Origin of the sequence: Leyella lascolaii (assembly GCF_900079775.1) — a bacterium.
Taxonomy (GTDB): Bacteria; Bacteroidota; Bacteroidia; order Bacteroidales; family Bacteroidaceae; genus Prevotella; species Prevotella lascolaii.
This window is the reverse complement of the sequence record NZ_LT556038.1, coordinates 264,942-284,383: the sequence shown is the minus strand read 5'-3', so window position 1 is coordinate 284,383 and position 19,442 is coordinate 264,942. Positions and strand designations below refer to the sequence as shown.

15 protein-coding genes are annotated in these 19,442 nt (G+C 51.8%); 12 read left to right on the top strand and 3 right to left on the bottom strand.

Annotation, left to right across the window (positions count from 1 at the left end):
• Window positions 1–634: 634 nt before the first annotated feature.
• The 12 genes from BN4609_RS07015 (at window position 635) to BN4609_RS06960 (ending at window position 14,142) form a co-directional block, all read left to right on the top strand.
• The gene (locus BN4609_RS07015; RefSeq protein ID WP_021992566.1) at window positions 635–1,072 is read left to right on the top strand and encodes an Hsp20/alpha crystallin family protein; all 438 of its coding nucleotides are present in this window, start codon (window positions 635–637) and stop codon (window positions 1,070–1,072) included.
• A gap of 1,029 nt (window positions 1,073–2,101) precedes the next feature.
• The gene (locus BN4609_RS07010) at window positions 2,102–3,049 is read left to right on the top strand and encodes an endonuclease/exonuclease/phosphatase family protein (protein ID WP_068855835.1); all 948 of its coding nucleotides are present in this window, start codon (window positions 2,102–2,104) and stop codon (window positions 3,047–3,049) included.
• Window positions 3,050–3,320: 271 nt separating this feature from the next.
• A complete protein-coding gene (gene ffh, locus BN4609_RS07005; RefSeq protein WP_021992564.1) occupies window positions 3,321–4,664 on the top strand; it encodes a signal recognition particle protein in 1,344 nt (447 codons plus the stop codon).
• Between the two features lie 9 nt (window positions 4,665–4,673).
• On the top strand, window positions 4,674–5,555 hold the full coding sequence (gene folD / locus BN4609_RS07000; protein WP_068855834.1) for a bifunctional methylenetetrahydrofolate dehydrogenase/methenyltetrahydrofolate cyclohydrolase FolD: 882 nt from the start codon (window positions 4,674–4,676) through the stop codon (window positions 5,553–5,555).
• The gene (locus BN4609_RS06995; RefSeq protein ID WP_021993204.1) at window positions 5,552–5,731 is read left to right on the top strand and encodes a tetratricopeptide repeat protein; all 180 of its coding nucleotides are present in this window, start codon (window positions 5,552–5,554) and stop codon (window positions 5,729–5,731) included. The genes folD and BN4609_RS06995 overlap by 4 nt, the downstream gene beginning before the upstream one ends.
• Before the next feature lie 88 nt (window positions 5,732–5,819).
• The gene (locus BN4609_RS06990) at window positions 5,820–6,053 is read left to right on the top strand and encodes a 4Fe-4S binding protein (RefSeq protein ID WP_021993203.1); all 234 of its coding nucleotides are present in this window, start codon (window positions 5,820–5,822) and stop codon (window positions 6,051–6,053) included.
• Between the two features lie 5 nt (window positions 6,054–6,058).
• Window positions 6,059–7,141 carry a 3-methyl-2-oxobutanoate dehydrogenase subunit VorB gene (locus tag BN4609_RS06985; RefSeq protein ID WP_068855833.1) on the top strand — a complete coding sequence of 361 codons (1,083 nt, stop codon included), beginning with the start codon at window positions 6,059–6,061 and terminating at the stop codon, window positions 7,139–7,141.
• A complete protein-coding gene (locus BN4609_RS06980) occupies window positions 7,138–7,902 on the top strand; it encodes a thiamine pyrophosphate-dependent enzyme (RefSeq protein WP_021993201.1) in 765 nt (254 codons plus the stop codon). Before BN4609_RS06985 ends, BN4609_RS06980 begins: the two co-directional genes overlap by 4 nt.
• A complete protein-coding gene (locus BN4609_RS06975) occupies window positions 7,899–8,441 on the top strand; it encodes a 2-oxoacid:ferredoxin oxidoreductase subunit gamma family protein (protein WP_021993200.1) in 543 nt (180 codons plus the stop codon). Before BN4609_RS06980 ends, BN4609_RS06975 begins: the two co-directional genes overlap by 4 nt.
• Window positions 8,442–8,767: 326 nt before the next feature.
• A complete protein-coding gene (locus tag BN4609_RS06970; RefSeq protein WP_084791405.1) occupies window positions 8,768–12,157 on the top strand; it encodes an SGNH/GDSL hydrolase family protein in 3,390 nt (1,129 codons plus the stop codon).
• A 335-nt stretch (window positions 12,158–12,492) separates the two neighbouring features.
• The gene (locus BN4609_RS06965) at window positions 12,493–13,641 is read left to right on the top strand and encodes an OmpA family protein (protein WP_068855831.1); all 1,149 of its coding nucleotides are present in this window, start codon (window positions 12,493–12,495) and stop codon (window positions 13,639–13,641) included.
• Between the two features lie 276 nt (window positions 13,642–13,917).
• On the top strand, window positions 13,918–14,142 hold the full coding sequence (locus BN4609_RS06960) for a hypothetical protein (protein WP_068855830.1): 225 nt from the start codon (window positions 13,918–13,920) through the stop codon (window positions 14,140–14,142).
• Window positions 14,143–15,047: 905 nt separating this feature from the next.
• Here BN4609_RS06960 and BN4609_RS06955 read toward each other — a convergent pair.
• The 3 genes from BN4609_RS06955 to BN4609_RS06945 all read right to left on the bottom strand — a co-directional run bounded on the left by BN4609_RS06955 (window position 15,048) and on the right by BN4609_RS06945 (window position 19,408).
• Window positions 15,048–17,306 (bottom strand): RelA/SpoT family protein, encoded by a 2,259-nt coding sequence (locus BN4609_RS06955; protein WP_068855829.1) that lies wholly within the window; start codon window positions 17,304–17,306, stop codon window positions 15,048–15,050.
• A 36-nt stretch (window positions 17,307–17,342) separates the two neighbouring features.
• Window positions 17,343–18,644, bottom strand: a complete 1,302-nt coding sequence (locus tag BN4609_RS06950; RefSeq protein WP_068855828.1) for a lytic transglycosylase domain-containing protein — start codon at window positions 18,642–18,644, stop codon at window positions 17,343–17,345.
• A gap of 65 nt (window positions 18,645–18,709) precedes the next feature.
• Window positions 18,710–19,408, bottom strand: a complete 699-nt coding sequence (locus tag BN4609_RS06945; protein WP_084791404.1) for a DUF5683 domain-containing protein — start codon at window positions 19,406–19,408, stop codon at window positions 18,710–18,712.
• Between the last annotated feature and the right edge of the window lie 34 nt (window positions 19,409–19,442).

Below are 19,442 nucleotides of genomic sequence, written 5' to 3'. Positions count from 1 at the left end.
ATTTTCCAGCGTGAGTGTTCCTGTGCGCAAATACGCGAGTTTTGAGCGTTTTTACAACTCTTTGATATACAGTGGTATACGTCTTTTTGTATTGCAAGCCTCGTGTTTCCACCGTGCGGAAAAGCCTGTTTCGTATGTCCGAAAAGCCTCTTCCGTGCAGCCGTAAGGTGCGTTTCACACCGCCGGAGTGCCTTTTTCGTGTTACAATAAGGCCTCTTCCGCATCCCCGGCATGGCGGAGCTGTGCGCTTGCTGCCATTTTCCTTCGGTTTCATACCAATAATACGTTTTCTCCGCATTCTCTTTTCCGATTTTCTTTTGTAAAGATTTTTTACTTCCACAACTGCATTTTTATGCATTCTCACGGTTGTCCGCGTCTCTCGCGTGACAATATGTCATACCGTTGTCACGTCACCACTGCCCCGTAAGTTGAAAAAAGTTTTCGTATGTTTAAAATACTCCGGCGCAATGTTTAACGATGTTTTCGCGAGTGTTAAAAACTCCGCCGCGACGGCTGACACTGTGTCATGCGGGCACGCTTGTTGCATATAGTAGGTTGAACGTCTGAAGTCAGGACGACGGAGGACGCAGGCAAAGCATAGTGTAACATAAAAATAAAAACAGGAGGATTAGTTATGATGCCTATCAGAAGATTTTCAGAACAGAGTTGGTTTCCCGATTTGTTTAACGATTTCTTTTCCAACGACCGGTTGTTCAGGGCGAGCACAACAGCTCCATCGGTAAACATCGTGGAGGAGGAGAAGGATTACAAGATTGAGGTAGCCGCTCCGGGAATGACTAAGGATGACTTCGATGTGCATCTGAGCGAGGACAACGAGCTTGTGGTCGGCATGGAGAAGAAGACGGAGAAAAACGATAAGGATGCTAAGAACAGGAAATATCTGCATCGCGAGTTTTCTTATTCTCAGTTCAAACAGTCGTTCACATTGCCCGAGAATGTCGACAAGGAGCACATCACGGCTAACGTCAATGACGGTGTTCTGACGGTATGCCTGCCCAAGACTGAGGGCTGTGAGAAGAAGAACGAGGGTCGCAGGATAGAGATTGAGTAATCTTACGGCTGTCGTATAAGGCTTAGGGCGGTGTCCGCATACGTTGCGGGCGCCGCCTTTTTTGTTTTGTGGGAGTGTAATGTCTGTTATGTTGTTTATCAGAATCGGGATAGTATGGCGGAAACGGTGGCGGTGTTATATGATGATGTGTACATACTGTTGTTCCGAAGGATGTGTGTGCGGTACGCCTGCGGTTTTTTTCCGGAAGAATGTTTTTTAATAAAGGATTTGCCGGACAATCTGTATGCGGGTTCCCATTACACTCACCGACACTGTCCTATACATGAAAACAATGTGGCATTATACGTGGACTATCCAAAGTAGAGACGCAAAATTTTGCGTCTCACGGGCAAGTATGCGCAATGAACAGATGTGAACATATGCCTGACATAGCCGCGTTTTTTAATCGGGAGACGCAAGTGTGCGCAATGAACTGATGTGAATATATGCCTGATATAGCCATGTTTTTTAATCGGGAGACGCAAGATTTTGCGTCTCTACAGGGCTGACGCCATCATTATTTTTATAAAAAAAACAGGGCGGGGAAAGGGTAGTGAAGAGTTATTTTTACTACATTTGCATAATGTAGGATTCGGCTCGGCAGTGCCAAAGATGTAAAAACAAGTTTTTCCCTCTTTGTCGTTGCTCTCGCCTCTCACTACATTTGCATAATGTAGGATTCGGCTCGGCAGTGCCAAAGACGTAAAAACTTGTTTTTCCTTCTTTGTCGTTGCTCTCGCCTCTCACTATATTTGCATAATGTAGGATTCGGCTCGGCAGTGCCAAAGATGTAAAAACAAGTTTTTCCCTCTTTGTCGTTGCTCTCGCCTCTCACTATATTTGCATAATATAGGATTCGGCTCGGCATCATCAATTCCGGTAAAACGATGTTTTCCCGTATTGCTGCTGCTCTCGCCTCTCACTATATCTGCAAAATTAAAAACACTGTTGCGGTGACTCGCGGAGCCGTGCGGCAAACGCATTCCGCTGCGGTCGCAAGCATCAAAATAAAACCTGAATGATCACACTATGTCGTTACTGCTGCTCTTTTCTACCTTTTTCACATTTGTCGAGCTTAATTGCGAGAATCTGTTCGACTGCAATCACGACTCCCTGAAGAATGATACCGAGTTTCTGCCCGACGGCTCTTACCGCTGGACACGCACACGCTACTGGCGCAAGCTCAACCACATCGGGCAGGCTGTGCTTGCGTGTGGCGACGGACAGGACGGGTGGCAGCTGCCCGACATGGTGGCTCTGTGCGAGGTGGAGAACGACACTGTGATGCGCGATCTGACCCGACGCTCGCTCCTGCGAAGCGCACGCTACGAGTATGTCATGACCGACTCGCCCGACGAGCGTGGCATAGACGTGGCTCTGATGTACTCTCCCTTCTCGTTCGCGATGATAAACCACCGCACCGTAAGGATTTCTCCGCCAGACGGCATGCGCCCTACGCGCGACCTGCTCTATGTCTGCGGAATGACGGCAGACGGCGATACGCTCCACGTTATTGTGACTCACATGCCGAGCCGGAGGTCGGGTGTGCGTGTGACCGACCGCTACCGGAATCTTGTGGCGCGTTCTGTCGTGGCGTTGGCTGACTCTGTGCGCCTTCTGTCTCCGGACGCGCCCGTCATTGTTGCGGGCGACTTCAACGAGTATGCGGGTAAGGGATGTGTGGCGACAGTGTGCGGGGCAGGGTTCACAGACGTGTCCGACGGTGCTGTGGGACGCAACGGAGCGGAAGGCACCTACCGCTATCATGGAGGCTGGGGCAGTCTTGATCATGTGCTCGTGAGCGGCACGCTCGCACGGCGGTTTGCCGGTTGCAGGGTGGAGGACGCGGCGTTTCTGATAGAGGAGGACGGACGTTACGGTGGTGTGAAGCCGCGCCGCAACTATCTCGGACCGCGGTGGCTCGACGGCTACAGCGACCATCTGCCTCTGGTGGTGAGATTCAGTTCCGGACCGTGAGCGTCACCGCATTCCCGTGACGGCGGTAGTCCGGCGGTCAAAACGGTGTATTGCAGTGAGTTGACGGCTTTTTTATGCACACCGCAAGCACATGTGTGCGCAATTTCACCGGCAGTGTTTTAAAATATTTTAAATACCCTGTTTTAGTTGGTCTTTTTCATTATAATTACTTAATTTTGTAATCAGCCGTGTCACTTTCCGGGCTTTTTGGAGCGGCGGGGATTGACAGGCTGATAAACATCAATGAAAAAATAACAACACCGGAACAAATATGTTTGAAAATCTAAGCGACAGACTTGAACGCAGTTTCAAGATTCTCAAGGGTGAAGGAAAGATAACCGAAATAAACGTAGCCGAAACTCTTAAGGACGTGAGAAGAGCGTTGCTCGATGCCGACGTGAACTACAAAGTGGCAAAAAGCTTCACCGACGAGGTGAAAAAGAAGGCACTCGGAATGAATGTACTGACGGCTGTGAAGCCCAGCCAGCTCATGGTGAAGATTGTGCACGACGAACTTGCCGAGCTCATGGGAGGCGAGGCGGCGGAGCTGCACCTCACAGGCAAACCGGCGATAATACTCATGAGCGGTCTGCAGGGTTCGGGTAAGACCACCTTCAGCGGAAAACTCGCCAACATGCTGAGCAACAAACAGCACCGCAAACCGCTGCTCGTGGCGTGCGACGTTTACCGTCCGGCTGCCGTAGAACAGCTGAAGGTGGTGGGCGAGCAGGTGGGAGTGCCTGTCTATTCGGAACCGGGCAACACCGATGTTGTGGAGATTGCCATGCACGCCATAGCCGAGGCGAAGGCAAAAGGCAACGATGTGGTGATTGTGGATACAGCCGGACGACTCGCAGTGGACGAGGCGATGATGGACGAGATATCCAATCTGAAGGAAAAACTCAATCCGGACGAGACTCTGTTCGTGGTCGACTCAATGACGGGTCAGGACGCCGTGAACACGGCGAAGGAGTTCAACGACCGTCTCGATTTCGACGGAGTGGTTCTCACCAAGCTCGACGGCGACACACGCGGAGGTGCCGCGCTGTCCATACGCTCGGTTGTCACGAAGCCTATAAAGTTCGTAGGTACGGGCGAGAAGATGGATGCCGTGGACGTGTTCCACCCCTCACGAATGGCTGACCGCATACTTGGCATGGGCGACATCGTGAGTCTTGTGGAGCGCGCACAGGAACAGTTCGACGAGGAGGAAGCCCGCAGGCTGCAGAAAAAGATACAGAAGAACAAGTTCGACTTCAATGACTTCCTCGGTCAGATAGAACAGATAAAGAAGATGGGAAACATAAAGGACCTTGCCGCGATGATTCCGGGAGTGGGCAAGGCTCTGAAAGATGTTGACATAGACAATAACGCTTTTAAGGGCATCGAGGCTATCATACGGAGCATGACGCCTAAAGAGCGCACCAATCCGGAGATTCTCAACCAGAGCAGACGTATGCGCATAGCTAAGGGAAGCGGCACGAGCATCCAGGATGTGAACCGTCTCATCAAGCAGTTCGACCAGACCCGCAAGATGATGAAGATGGTGACAGGTGGCTCTATGAGTAAAATGGCTGGCATGATGGGACGTATGAAGGGTATGCCTAAATTTTAAATAATCATTATGCAACTGATAGACGGAAAGGCAACGGCGGCGGCTATAAAAGCCGAAATAGCCGAAGAGGTTAAGAATATAGTTGCCGGAGGCGGCAAGCAACCGCATCTGGCGGCAGTGCTCGTGGGGCATGACGGTGGTTCGGAGACTTATGTCAGGAACAAGGTCATTGCCTGCGAGCAGTGCGGATTCAAGTCGACACTCATACGTTATGAGGACAACGTGACGGAGGAGGAGCTTCTCGGGTGCGTAGACAGACTCAACAGGGATGAGGATGTGGACGGATTCATCGTGCAGCTGCCGCTCCCCGCGCACATCGACGAGCAGAAGATAATAGAGGCGATAGACTATCGCAAGGACGTTGACGGGTTCCATCCGATAAACGTGGGACGCATGGCGATAGGGCTTCCTTGCTTCATCTCAGCCACTCCACTGGGCATCCTGACACTGCTCCGGAGGTATGACATCAGGACTTCGGGCAAGAAGTGCGTCATCCTCGGACGCAGCAACATCGTGGGAAAACCCATGGCGCAGCTGATGATGCAGAAGCAGTATGGCGACTCAACGGTCACGGTGTGCCATTCACGGTCGAAGACTCTGAAGGAGGAATGCCGTGAGGCTGACATTATCATCGCTGCTATAGGACAGCCGGACTTTGTCACCGCCGACATGGTGAAGGAGGGCGCGGTTGTCATCGACGTAGGAACGACACGTGTGCCGGACGCTTCACGCAAAAGCGGATTCAGACTCAACGGAGACGTGAAGTTCGATGAGGTGGCTCCGAAATGTTCATTCATAACGCCTGTTCCGGGTGGAGTGGGTCCCATGACGATATGCTCGCTCATGAAGAACACCCTTGCCGCAGGCAAAAAAGAGTATTACAGACAGTGACGGCAGAAGAGTATTACAGGCTCGGTAACGAGTGCCGGCAGCGCGGCGACTGGAAGCATGCCATCGAGAATTATAATGAGGCAATAGAGCTTGACCCTCAGTCGCCTGCGGTAGAGGCAAAACAGATGGTTGAGAATATCCTTGACTTCTACTGTAAGGATATATATAATCCATGAGGAAAAACCATGTGGCGGACTTCTTGCGCCCTGACTGCACAGGTGAATGGCGTTGGCGGTTTTGCCACATATTAAAAACATAAGGACAATGGGAAAATTTAGAGGTGCTATTGTTGTAAATACCGACCGGTGCAAGGGCTGCTCGCTCTGCGTGGAGGCTTGCCCGAAAGACGTTATTGCTTTGGCACGCAAGAAGGTGAATGTGCATGGTTATCCGTTCGCCGAGGTGGTGAGTCCGGACGACTGCATCGGTTGTGCGTCGTGCGGAATAGTCTGTCCCGACGGATGTATAACGGTTTATAAGAAAAAAATGGAGGATTGAGTTCTATGGCACAACATGAAGTAACACTTATGAAAGGCAATGAGGCCATTGCCCACGCTGCCGTCAGATGCGGCGTAGATGGCTTCTTTGGCTATCCGATAACTCCTCAGAGCGAGATAATCGAGACGTTGTCGGTAATGAAACCATGGGAAACGACCGGCATGGTGGTCATTCAGGCGGAAAGCGAGGTGGCTGCCATCAATATGGTTTACGGCGGGGCAGGAGCCGGAAAGAGGGTTATGACCTCCTCGTCAAGCCCGGGCGTGGCACTCATGCAGGAAGGTATATCATATATGGCGGGCGCGGAGATACCCGGAGTGTTTGTAAACGTGCAGCGCGGAGGTCCCGGACTGGGGACAATACAGCCGTCGCAGAGCGACTATTTCCAGTCAACGAGGGGCGGAGGAAACGGTGACTATTATGTCATTGTGCTCGCTCCGAACTCGGTTCAGGAAATGGCTGACTTTGTGGACCTTGCTTTCGAACTGGCGTTCAAATATCGTAATCCTGCCATGATTCTCTCCGACGGAGTGATCGGACAGATGATGGAGAAGGTGGTTCTGCCTCCGCAGAAGCCCAGACGCACAGAGGAGCAGATTCTGAAGGAATGTCCTTGGGCGACGACAGGACGCAGCGCGGACCGTAAGCCAAACATTCTCACGTCGCTCGAGCTGAAGTCTGAGATAATGGAACAGCGCAACCTGCATCTCCAGGAGAAGTACAGGCAGATAGAGGAGAACGAAGTCAGATACGAGACATTGATGACCGACGATGCGGATTATGTCATAGTGGCGTTCGGAAGTGCCGCGCGCGTGGCGGAGAAAGCCATCGAGCTGGCGCGTGAACAGGGCATCAAAGCCGGTCTGTTCCGCCCCATCACCTTATGGCCATTCCCGAAGAAGCCTCTCTGCTCGGTCGCTAAAGACTGCAAGGGAGTGCTTGTCGCAGAGATAAACGCCGGTCAGATGGTAGAGGATGTGCGTCTCGCATTGAATGGAACGGTGAAGGTTGAGCATTACGGCCGTCTTGGCGGTATTGTTCCCGAGCCGGAGGAAATAGTTAACGCAATAAAGGAGAAGTTGGCATGAATGACATAATATCACCTGAGAATCTGGTTTACAGCAAACCGAAGCTCATGAACGACACCCAGATGCACTACTGTGCGGGTTGCTCGCACGGCGTTGTGCACAAGCTGGTGGCAGAGGTTATTGAGGAGATGGGGATGGAGAACAAGACTGTCGGAGTGTGTCCGGTGGGCTGCGCGGTGTTCGCCTACCGTTATCTTGACATCGACTGGCAGGAAGCTCCGCACGGTCGCGCACCGGCGCTTGCCACAGCTATCAAGCGGCTTTGGCCCGACCGGATGGTCTTCACCTATCAGGGCGACGGCGACCTTGCCTGCATCGGAACAGCCGAGACCATCCACGCGCTCAACCGCGGAGAGAATATCGTCATAATATTCATCAACAACGCCATATACGGAATGACCGGCGGACAGATGGCTCCAACCACTCTCATAGGTCAGAAGACAAGTACCTGTCCTTATGGACGTGACCCTGAGCTGCACGGCTATCCGCTCAACATGACCGAGATTGCCGCCACTCTGCGCGGCACTTGCTACGTCTCGCGCCAGAGCGTGCACACTGTCGGGGCGATAAAACAGGCGAAGAAAGCCATCAGAAAGGCTTTCGAGGCATCCATGGCAGGCAAGGGCTCGTCATTGGTTGAGATTGTCGCGACATGCAACAGCGGCTGGAAGCTCACACCGGTGAAGGCAAACGAGTGGATGGAAGAGAACATGTTCAAACAGTATCCAAAGGGTGATTTAAAAGACACGACAAACGAATGAAAGCAGAAATAATAATATCCGGATTCGGAGGACAGGGTGTCTTGTCAATGGGCAAGATACTTGCTTACTCGGGACTGATGGAAGGCAAGGAGGTCACTTGGATGCCGGCGTACGGTCCGGAACAGCGTGGCGGAACGGCAAACGTCACTGTCATTGTGAGCGAAGAGCGCATTTCATCACCCATTCTCAGCCATTACGACGTGGCGATAGTGCTCAACCAGCCTTCTCTCGACAAGTTTGAGCCGAAGGTGAAGCCCGGTGGCATATTGATATACGATTCTTTCGGAATAATCAATCCGCCAACCCGCAAGGACATCTCTGTGTATCGCATCAACGCGATGGAGAAATCTGCGGAGATGAAAAACGCCAAGGTGTTCAACATGATAATTCTCGGCGGTCTGCTGAAGGTTTGTCCTGTAGTGAGCACGGAGGGTCTTAACTCGGCTCTTTACAAGACTTTGCCCGAACGGCATCACGCCCTCATCCCCCTCAACATGCAGGCTGTGGATGAAGGAATGAAGCTGATTGAGAAACTGTAAGGTGTCTCTTGTCTGACGGACGACGCCTGTCTGACAGGCAGAGACATATATATAATAAGGTGTCAGAACAGCATACGGCATACGGTTGTTGTGCGGTATGTCTGTTCCGGCACCTTTTTTTTGCCATGACAGACGTTTTCCGGCGTCGTAGCCTGCGGATGTTCACATGCGCGGATTGACTCTGTGTGCCTGCGGTTGTCATCGATGTGTTATGCGCGGGTAATAAAATAAATATAATAATGTGGCTTTTATATTGCCGTAATGACAAAAAGTTATAACTTTGTAGAGTCCAATCTGATAATAACATAACCAAAAACCTGCTATACATGTATAAGAAATTACTCATTTGCGGAGCAATGGCCATGCTTCCATTGTTCAGTTATGTCGGTGCGCAGAACACCACCCAGACAATGTACATAGACTTCGGGGAGCCGGACAACGATTCGCGCGGCCACCAGACAACAGGTGCGGACGCCAACGGAAACTACTGGACGAATGTGAAAAGTTCGGGCAACAACTATCTCTATCCGAACACTTCGTTCGACGTAGTGAACTCCAGGAACGAGCCGACCGGTTACAGTGTGTTCATAAACACCCGTTTCATGACCAACGGACTGAGCGGAGGAGGCGGACTCATCTCGCCGTCTGCCGGACTTCTCGGCGACCTTGCCGTGGCTACGGCTACCGAGGACTACATCTTCCTCGAGTCTTTCCAGAACTACAATTTCATAACGTTCCGCGGCCTTGACAAGAATAAAGGCTACCGTTTCCATGCTTTCGGAAGCCGCAACACGGAGGAAGTGCGCTCTGCGGAATTCCTGTTCCGGGGTGAGAACAATTGGAGCGGATTCCATCAGATGTCGGGAAAGGGCATAGGAGACGGCGGTTACAACGGCAACAACAACAAGATACTGGAAAGCGGAATAGTGTTTCCCGACAGAGACGGAAACATAACTTTCACGATAATAAAGAAGAACATCAACGGTATGGTGCACGTCAACGCCATGAAGATAGAGGAGATTGACGGACTGGAAAGGCCCAACACAAACCTTCGTCTGGCGCAGCGCATCTACATAGACCTTGGCGAGACCGACAACAACTCGCGCGGACACCAGACCGTGGGAGCCGACAGGAACGGCAATTACTGGAACAACCTCACCTCGGGAAGGGCTTCGAGCAACCAGATACCAAAGGGAACGAAACTCAATCTCGTCAACTCCGACAACACCGCAACGGGCATCACGGCAGAGACTCTGCAGATGATGGAGACTAACGGGGTGAACGCCGGAGGTGTGAACAACCCTACGGAGGAGAATCTCGGAGACCTTGCCATACAGACGGCGACCGAAGACTATGTGTGGGTGAACGACGACAACGAGCGTCAGATACGCTTTTCCGGACTGGACAAAAGCCGCTGTTACAAGCTGCACATATTCGGAAGCCGCATCGTGAACGAGACCACAGACCGCAACAGCATCTATACTGTAGACGGACAGAGCTCGTGGAGCACATGGCTCACCACTACAGGACGGTGCATAGGTGGCTTCGACACTCAGGGAAAAGCCATACAGGGCAATGTGAGGAATGTCGCCGTGAGCGATTACATCTATCCGGACAAGGACGGAAACATTCTCTTCACGTTCAAGCGCGAGAGAGGAATGGCACACGTCAACATCATTAAGATAGAGGAGTATGAGGGTGGCGAACGCCCCGCCGACCCGCGAGAGTACAGGTCGATGACCATCACCGGCACAGCGTCTGAGGACGGCAAGGATGTGGCAATGCGCGAACTGCGTCGTGACAACAGCCGTACCGGCATCTTCGAGGCGTATCTGCGTATGCAGCCGGGCACATACAGCATCAGCGCGACCGACACAAACGGAGAGCGTGTGACGCTCGGTGCGGCTGACACAGAAGGCGGTCTTGCCGAGGGCGGAGCCCCCATCGAGGTGACAGAGACACAGGTGGTGCGTGTGAGATATGACTCGCGCAAGAATGAGTACAGCGTAACGCCTCTCGTGCTCTATGTGAAGGGCAACATCGTCCCTGACGGTACGACGGTGGAGTATGCCGGCAACGGAGTGTGGCGTTCGGAGGTCGACATGAACGAAGGATATGTATTCCTCTTCTCCGACAAGTATTTCTATTTCGCATTCAACAACAGCGACGAGCTGGCTGTGAAGCGTCTGTCCGGCAGCCGCGACAAGGTGGCGATGGCATCTGAGGGATACAGCGTGGAGAACATACGTCTCAACCGTGGCACATACACCGTGTCGCTCGACATGAACAATTATGTATTCTCTCTCGACGCGCCGATAGACGAGTATAAGATTTCGGTGTTCGGCTCATCCGTAGCCAACGGACAGGGAGCCACCGACTTCCATGGCTACGCCTATCTTTACGGTAACCTGATGCGCACACGTTATCAGCGAAAGCAGAGCGACAATCCTTTCACCGTTTCGGGTGTGTCGATAGGAGGAAACAACACGCAGAACCTGCTCGACCGCTACGACGAACTCATACACGACTTCGGACGCTATGTCATCATAGGTCTGTCCATGGGAAATGAGGGCATTCACGAGGCTTCCGACAAACAGGCACTCATGCAGAAGTTCAGTGACAACATGCAGAAGATAATAAGAAAGGTACGCGAAGACGGGAAGATACCGGTTGTGATGAACAACTATACGCGCGGAGACTACACCCTTGACGACTACAGGTACATCAAACGCATGAATCTCCTGATACACGAGTGGGATGTGCCGTCCGTGAATACGCTCGGAGCGATAGACGACGGCACCGGCAAATGGGCGACGGGATATATGGCGGACAACGCGCATCCTACAACCAACGGTCACAACGAGTTCTTCTATGCCATGCCGCCGTCGCTGTTCGACGCTCTCGAGGACGGAAAGCCGCAGCCGGAACGCGACATGAGCGGCGGGGCAACGCTCTCGGGAGGTGACGTGATAGAGTTCCGTGGCGAGAACATCCTGCATCCGTTCACGGTGAGCGTAAGGTTCAAGGGCGGCGATGCCGGACGTCTGTTCACCGTGGAGAACTCTGCCGGAAGCGTCATAGGTCAGGTGGACATAACCGCTGACGGCACCGTTAGATACACGTCATATCAGGGCAATCAGATTGAAGGCAATGTGTCTGTGGACGACGGAGCATGGCACACAGTGACAGTGTCACACTATTATGCGCAGAAACGTGTCATCCTCTATGTGGACGACAGTCAGGCGGGCGAGCTTGCCGAGCGTCTCACTCCGGGCAAGATGACCGTGGGCGACGCTTCGGGCAGCGCAAGCCGCACTCTGGGCGAACTGTTCTTCTGGCGGTCGGCGTTCAATCCGGACGAGGTTGAGGCTCTTGTCAGCGGACGGATGCTCAAGTCGAGTCTTGAGATATACTCTCCGCTCAAAGAGCTTGAAGCCGGAGAGATAGCCAATCTGGCACAGAGCAACAATGCGGCTGTGTTTGTGAAGAACACTTCCTCGGGCATAGTCGGTGTGGAAGGGAACGGTGACGGACAGCTCAGCGTCGGCACGTCAGACCACACCATAACCCTTTCTGCCTCCTCGCCTGTGGACGTGCGCGTGGTGACGGCGGACGGAAAAGAGGTCTTTTCGGGCAAGGTGGACGGAAGCACCAACGTTAGTGGACTTTCGTCCGGACTGTACGTGGTGAACGGAAGGAAGGTAGTGCTCCGCTGAGCGTGGAGGGACATACCGTCCGGTGAGCGTGCTCAGGACACTCACAAACTTATATGAACTAACCGGCTCAGATGCCTCCGGCAGACAGAATTGTTGCGGGAGGCATCTGTTTTTTTGTGCGGCATGTGCTGAAAGCGTATGTTCAGATTATCATACCGATTATTCATATTTTCCGAAAATATCTCCGGCATCGTGCCAATTATAATATTTTTCGAATTTAAATGTATTTTTTTGACGTTTATTCTTGGAGCGTATCCATTATTTTCGTTTCTTTGTAGTGAATTGATTATTTGCGGATAGTATTTATTTACAAACCAAATTAAATTATTGGAAAGATGAAAAGATTATTTTTAATGGCAGCGGTCATTGCATCGGCAATATCGGTTTCTGCCCAGACGGTGACTGAAAGCAAGACATTCGACAACTTCTATATCGGCATAAACGGCGGTGTGGCGACTGCCACAACTGGACACGGATGGCTCAAGAACCTCCAGCCCAATGCAGGTCTCCGCATCGGACGCAACTTCACACCGGTATTCGGACTGGCTGCCGAGAGCAATGCCTACTTCAAGAACACCAACGGTACTACAACGGGTACGCTCGTAAACTATCTCAACACATCGTTGCTCGGAACGGTGAACCTCACAAACTGGTTCGGCGGATACAAGGGTGAACCGCGTCTGTTTGAGGTTTCCGCACTCTACGGATTCGGATGGGGACATGTCTTCGGACATCCTTCGTCAGCCTACAAGACTGACGTGCTCACATCGAAGGTGGCTCTCGACTTCGCCTTCAACTTCGGTTCTGACAAGCAGTGGCAGTTCTATCTCGAGCCGTCCATCAACTACGGGCTCAACGGTGCGGGCTATGATGGCGTGAAATACGATATCGACCGTTCGTTTGTACAGCTCAACGCTGGTATCGTATACAAGTTCAAGAACTCGAACGGAACGCATAACTTCAAGATTGCAGAGCTGCGCGACCAGTCTGAGATAGACGCTCTCAACGCCAAGGTGAACAGTCTTCGCGGTGAGCTGAGCGGCAAGGACTCTGAGCTGGAAGCAAAGAACCGTCAGATAGCTGACCTCGAGAAGGCTCTGCAGGACTGCAAGAACAGCAAGCAGCCTGTATATGTAAAGCCTGCGACAGCCACCAACCTGCAGCCGACAGTGCTCTTCCGTCAGGGCAAGAGTGTCATCGACCCGGCACAGTATGCGCCGATAGAGCTCATCGCCAACTACATGAAGAACCATCCGGACGCAAAGGTTGAGATCAAGGGATATGCTTCACCGGAAGGCTCGGCTGAGCTTAACCAGAAGCTGTCTGAGGCTCGTGCCGAGGCAGTAAAGAAGGCTCTCGTAAAGAAGTATAAGATTTCGGCTAACCGACTCTCCACAAAGGGTATGGGCGCTACCGACAAACTGTTTGAGCAGGTAGAGTTCAACCGCGTGGCAACATTCAACGACAACACCAAGGGTGAGTAATCGTTAATGTGTGTAACATCATTCCCCGGTGCCTCAGGCATCGGGGTTTTTTGTTTATGTGAGGCTGTGGAGGAGGGCGCTGCGGACAGAGTGGCGTCGCGCCGGATGCTGTCCGGCGGAGTGATTCGTGAGGATAGCCATGCCGTTATGCAGGTTCACGCATGTTGGGGCTGCGCTTTGCGTGAGGATGACGTGAGTATGTAAGACGCTTGAGACGGTCTGTCAGTTGCATAAATATGCAGTTGTGACTTGACTTTATTTTGACAAAACAAAATCGTGAAAGAGAATGCGGTGGGGCGGTTCGCCATGTGTCCGTCGGTGCGGAAAAGCCTTTTCCGCATGCGTATGATGTCTGTGGAGAGTGAGCACAGACTGTCAGGATGTGTGAAAAAGCCTGTTTTGCGTTCCCGGAAAGGCTTTACGGTGGGGTGGGAAAGACCGTTCCGCCATATGGAAGAGCCTTTCCTGCGTGACGGAAGAGGCTCTTTCGCATGGCAATAAAGTGTGTCCTGCGGTGTCTGTCGTGCCAAATGACTGACGCTCAACGGTTTGGCTGAAGTGCCTGAGAATCGCTTATTTGCGCCCGGATGGCGTTTGGCTGGCAAATACACGGGTATCGTGGAGTTGGTGGTGTATAAATATGCATGCGGCGGTGGGGAATGTATAAATATACGGTCAGCCGAGGTCGCGATTCGGACATCAGTAAGATTGCGTGCAATACGGTTTTTATGTGTGCTTTAAAGCGGGTTTATTCATTGCCGCCTCGTTTTGTTTATTTAGGTGTATTGTAAAAGTAGAGACGCAAGATTTTGCGTCTCACAAGTTAGCTTTGCACGATATGACGGCGCGTATGTGTGCTGATGAAAGTGTGTACAAATAAAGTAGAGACGCAAAATCTTGCGTCTCCCGAGTTAGCTTTGCGCTATATGGCAGCGCGTATGTTTGCCGATGAAAGTATGTACAAATAAAGTAGAGACGCAAAATTTTGCGTCTCCCGAGGGAACTTTGCGCTATATGGCGGTGCGTATGTTTGCCGATGAAAGTGTGTGCAAATAAAGTAGAGACGCAAAATATTGCGTCTCACGAGTTAGCTTTGCGCGATATGGCAGTGCGTATGTTTGCCGATGAAAGTGCGTGCAAATAAAGTAGAGACGCAAAATCTTGCGTCTCCCGAGTTAGCTTTGCGCTATATGGCTGTGTGGATGTTTGCCAATGAAAGTGTGTACAAATAAAGTAGAGACGCAAAATCTTGCGTCTCCCGAGGGAATTTTGCGCTATATGGCGGTGCGGATGTGTGCCGGTGAAAATATGCTGTATCTGCTCGTGAGACGCAAGATTTTGCGTCTCTACTGGCTGGCGCGGCAGATGTGATGTCTTGTAGGAATTGCGGGAGCATTCCGCAGACTTTATTGTGTCTGCAAAACCTCCTGCAATCCGTTTATTTTCTTTAGACTCTTCATTATCTCTTTCACCTCACTGCGGTCGTGTACGCGCAGTTCTATGAGTCCGTCGAATATGCCGTCGTCGCTCGATATTGTGACTTTGTGGATGTTGATGTCCATTTTGTCTGATATGACATCAGCCACATCGTGCAGCATACCTTTGCGATCGATGCCCCTTATCTCTATTGTCGCGTCGAAGAACATCTGCTTGTGCATGTCCCATTTCGCGTCGAGTATCTTGTTTCCGAAGCTTGTCTTCAGCTTGTCGGCAACCTTGCAGTCGCGTTTGTGTATCTCTATGCGGTTCTGGTTGTCGATATATCCCAGTATGTCGTCGCCCGGTATGGGGTGGCAGCATCCCGGATATATGAAGTTGTCGATGGTCTCTTCAGAGATGATGACCGGCTTTTTCTTGTTGAATCCTTTCTCTACGATGAGCAGAGCCTTCTTCTTTATGTCCTTGTTTGAGTTGCCGAGGAAAGGCACGAACTTACGCCATGTCTTGGCGTTTTCCTTTTTCTTGTCGTTGAGCGCGTCCAGTTCCTTGTTTCCGAGCGTTATTGTCTTCTTTCCGATGTTGAGGAACAGGTCGTCAGGCTTCTCAATGCCGTGGAGCGCGCATAGCTTGCTGACCACCGCCATATCCATCTCCCTGTCGTTGGTTTTAAGCCATTCTGTGAGTATCTGCTCGCCCTCTTTCTGCTTCTCTCTGTTGATGCGGCGCAGTGTCACCTGTATCTTGCCGCGCGCCTTTGCCGTAGACACGAAGTTGATCCACGACGGCTGGACGTGCTGCGACTTGGATGTGAGGATCTCTACCTGGTCTCCGCTCTGCAGCTTATGGCTCAGGGGGACGAGCTTGTGGTTCACTTTCGCCCCTATGCAGTGTGTGCCGAGGAATGTGTGTATGAGGAAAGCGAAGTCGAGCACGGTGCATCCGGCAGGCATGGTCTTTATCTCCCCTTTGGGCGTGAACACGAATATCTCGCTTGCGAAGAGGTTCAGTTTGATGGTGTCGAGGAAGTCCATGGCGTCCGGCTGCGGGTCGTCGAGTATCTCCTTTATGGTGCTCAGCCAGTTGTTCAGTTCGTTGTCGTCGTCCACATTGATGTCGCCCTCCTTGTATTTCCAGTGTGCGGCGAACCCCTGTTCGGCAACCTCGTCCATCTTGTCGCTCCTTATCTGCACCTCAATCCATTGTCCCTGCTTTGACATCAGCGTGACGTGCAGCGCCTGATAGCCGTTTGCCTTGGGATGGTTCACCCAGTCGCGCAGGCGGTCGGGGTGCGACTTGTATATCTGACTTATCGCGACATATATCCTGAAGCATTCGTTTATCTCCTCGGCGCGTGTCTTCGGGGTGTATATTATGCGTACGGCAAGAATGTCGTATATCTCCTCAAACGTGACGTGTTTGTTCTGCATCTTGTTCCATATGGAGTAAGGGCTCTTCACCCTTGCCTTTATCTGGTAGTTGATGCCCATCTTGTCGAGAGCCTCACGTATAGGAGTGGTGAACTGTTTGAACAGTGTGTCGCGTGAGGCTTGTGTCGATGCGAGCTTCTCTTCAATAGAGGCGTATTCCTCGGGATGCTCGTATTTGAAGCTCAAGTCCTCGAGTTCGGTCTTTATCTTGTTCAGTCCGAGCCTGTTGGCAAGCGGCGCGTAGATGTAGAGAGTCTCTCCGGCAATCTTGTACTGCTTGTTTGCCGGCTGGCTCTCAAGCGTCCTCATGTTGTGAAGGCGGTCGCATATTTTTATCAGGATGACCCTTATGTCGTTGCTCATCGTGAGCAGCAGCTTCTTGAAGTTCTCTGCCTGAGCCGACGCCTGTTCACCGAATATGCCGCCGGAAATCTTTGTCAGTCCGTCGACAATCTGTGCGATCTTGCTTCCGAAAATGTTCTCGATGTCCTCAACCGTGTAGTCAGTGTCCTCTACAACGTCGTGCAGGAGTGCCGAGCAGATGCTTGTAGAGCCGAGCCCCATCTCCTCGCATGCTATCTGCGCCACGGAGATGGGGTGGAGTATGTACGGTTCGCCCGACAGGCGGCGCACGCCCTTGTGTGCCTGTCGGGCGAAGTTGAACGCCTTTGTTATTATGTCAACCTTCTTGCGGTGACGTGTTGACAGATAGGTGTCGAGCAGATGCTGGAACGCATCGTCTATCATCTTAGCCTCGGAGGCTTCTTTCTGTTTGTCTTTAAGATTCAGGTCGTCCATAACTATGTTGTTTTAAGGTGAATGCCTGTGTGTGGTTTATCTCACTCTGATTTTCTTTCCGGCGCGTATGTTTGTTCCTTTTATGTTGTTGAGTCGTTTAAGTTTGCTTACAGTAGTATTGTTGCGCTCGGCTATCTCAGACAAAGTGTCGCCCTTTCTTATGGTTACGCTCTTCGCTCTTGTGGTTCGTCTGCGTCTTGTGCTCTTCCTTCTTGTCGCGGCTACGGGTGCGGTCTTGTTTATCTCTACCTCCGTACGCTTGCTCAGCAGTTGCTCAGCATTGTGTGCGTAGATGCGTTCCTCGTTGTCTATGAAACTGCTTACGAGTGTGGCAGGGAGCCTTATCGCCGATGCCTGACTGTTGCCGTTGACAATGTCGCGGCGGTATTGCGGGTTGAGCTCCTTTATCTGGCTGACGTCCATGTTGAGCACGCTTGCAATCTGTTCGAAGTGCACGTCGCGGTTCACCACCACCGTGTCGGTCTTCACGGGCAGGTCCGCGCGCATCGGACAAATGTTGTGGTCGCAGTAGTAAGTCATGATATAGTTTGCCGCGATGAACGCCGGGACATATCCTCTTGTCTCTTTCGGCAGGTAAGGATAAATCTGCCAGTAGTCGGTCTCGCCTTTCGAGCGGTGCATTGCCTTCGTTATGTTGTCCGGACCGCAGTTGTATGCGGCTATCACGAGGTTCCAGTCGCCGAATATCTTGTACAGGTCCTTCAGGTAGTGTGCCGCTGCGTAGGACGATTTTATGGGGTCGCGCCTTTCGTCAACGAGTGAGTTTATCTGCAGACCGTAACGTTTTCCGGTTGTAATCATGAACTGCCACAAACCTGTTGCGCCCACGCGCGACACGGCGTTGGGATTGAGCGCCGACTCCACCACAGGCAGATATTTCAGTTCGAGCGGCAGTCCGTAAGCCTCGAGTGCCTCCTCGAATATGGGCATATAGAAATTCTGTATTCCCAGCATCATGCTTACCGAATGGCGCAACTTGATGCTGTAGCGGTCTATCATCTGCTGCACGGCGTCGTTGTAAGGCATTTCTATGATTGTGGGCATCTTGCTCAGTCTCTCCTTATATACTTCCTTGTCGTATACGGGATTAATGTCGGGCATGTTGCATGTGGTGTCCGGCTTCAGATAGGTCTTGATGTGATATTCGCTCAGTAGGCTGTCGAATTCGCATGTCATGCCTCCCGGCAGCTCGATGGTTTCTTTTTCTCCTTTTTCGTTAGTTACGGTTATCTCCGTATCGTCATTCACTGATTGCGCGTTGGCAGGATTGCAGTATCCTATAACGATTGCGGCTATCAATAAGTTTATTCTTTTCATCAATGTCTGTCTTAATTTTTCTGAATGGTTATGTGATGATTTCGTAACAGTGGAATGACTGTCTGTCAGAAGTTCAGACTACAGCTCACTCCTATGGAATTTGATTTCAGCGATATCCTGTTATCGTTGTAGTTGTTCATAATGGTCGGTTCGACGCTCAGACTGAGATTCTTTGATATGTCGAATTCTGACAGGGAGGCGTCCACATAGGCGTCGATGACAGAAAGGGCGTATACGCCCACGAGCACGAAAAAGCTCATGTCGCGCCATCGGCGGTAGCGGTCTTTACGGCTTTTGAACAGCTTTTTGTAGCGTTCGATGTTCGTATCGTCTATCTTGTTGCCCAGATGCAGGAACTGGTTGTAGCTCTGCGTGTTCGGGTCATCGTCCATAATGTCAAGATAAGCCTGCGAGTAGTCGCGGTACATCTGGTTGTTCCACTGCATCGCGTATATGCATCCTACGAACCCGCCGTATACAATCGGTATCTTCCAATACTTGCGGTTGTATATCTGTCCTGCCCCCGGCAGAACCAGAGCCAGCCACAGCGCGCGCTTGGGATTGGGACGCCATGTTGCCCAGTCGCGCCTGGCTTTCTTCGCCACCGAGTCGGTTGACGCCACGAGTCTCAGACTGTCCTCGTGCGAGAGTATGCTTTCTGCGCTTATGACGCTGTCGTTCCGGCTTGTCTCCTGCCATGTGGCGGACGTTGCGGCGGTGACAGTGTCCGTCCTGCATGCCGTGGCTTGTACGGCGACAGGCATGCATGCGATGACGCATACCCGCAATATGTCGGAT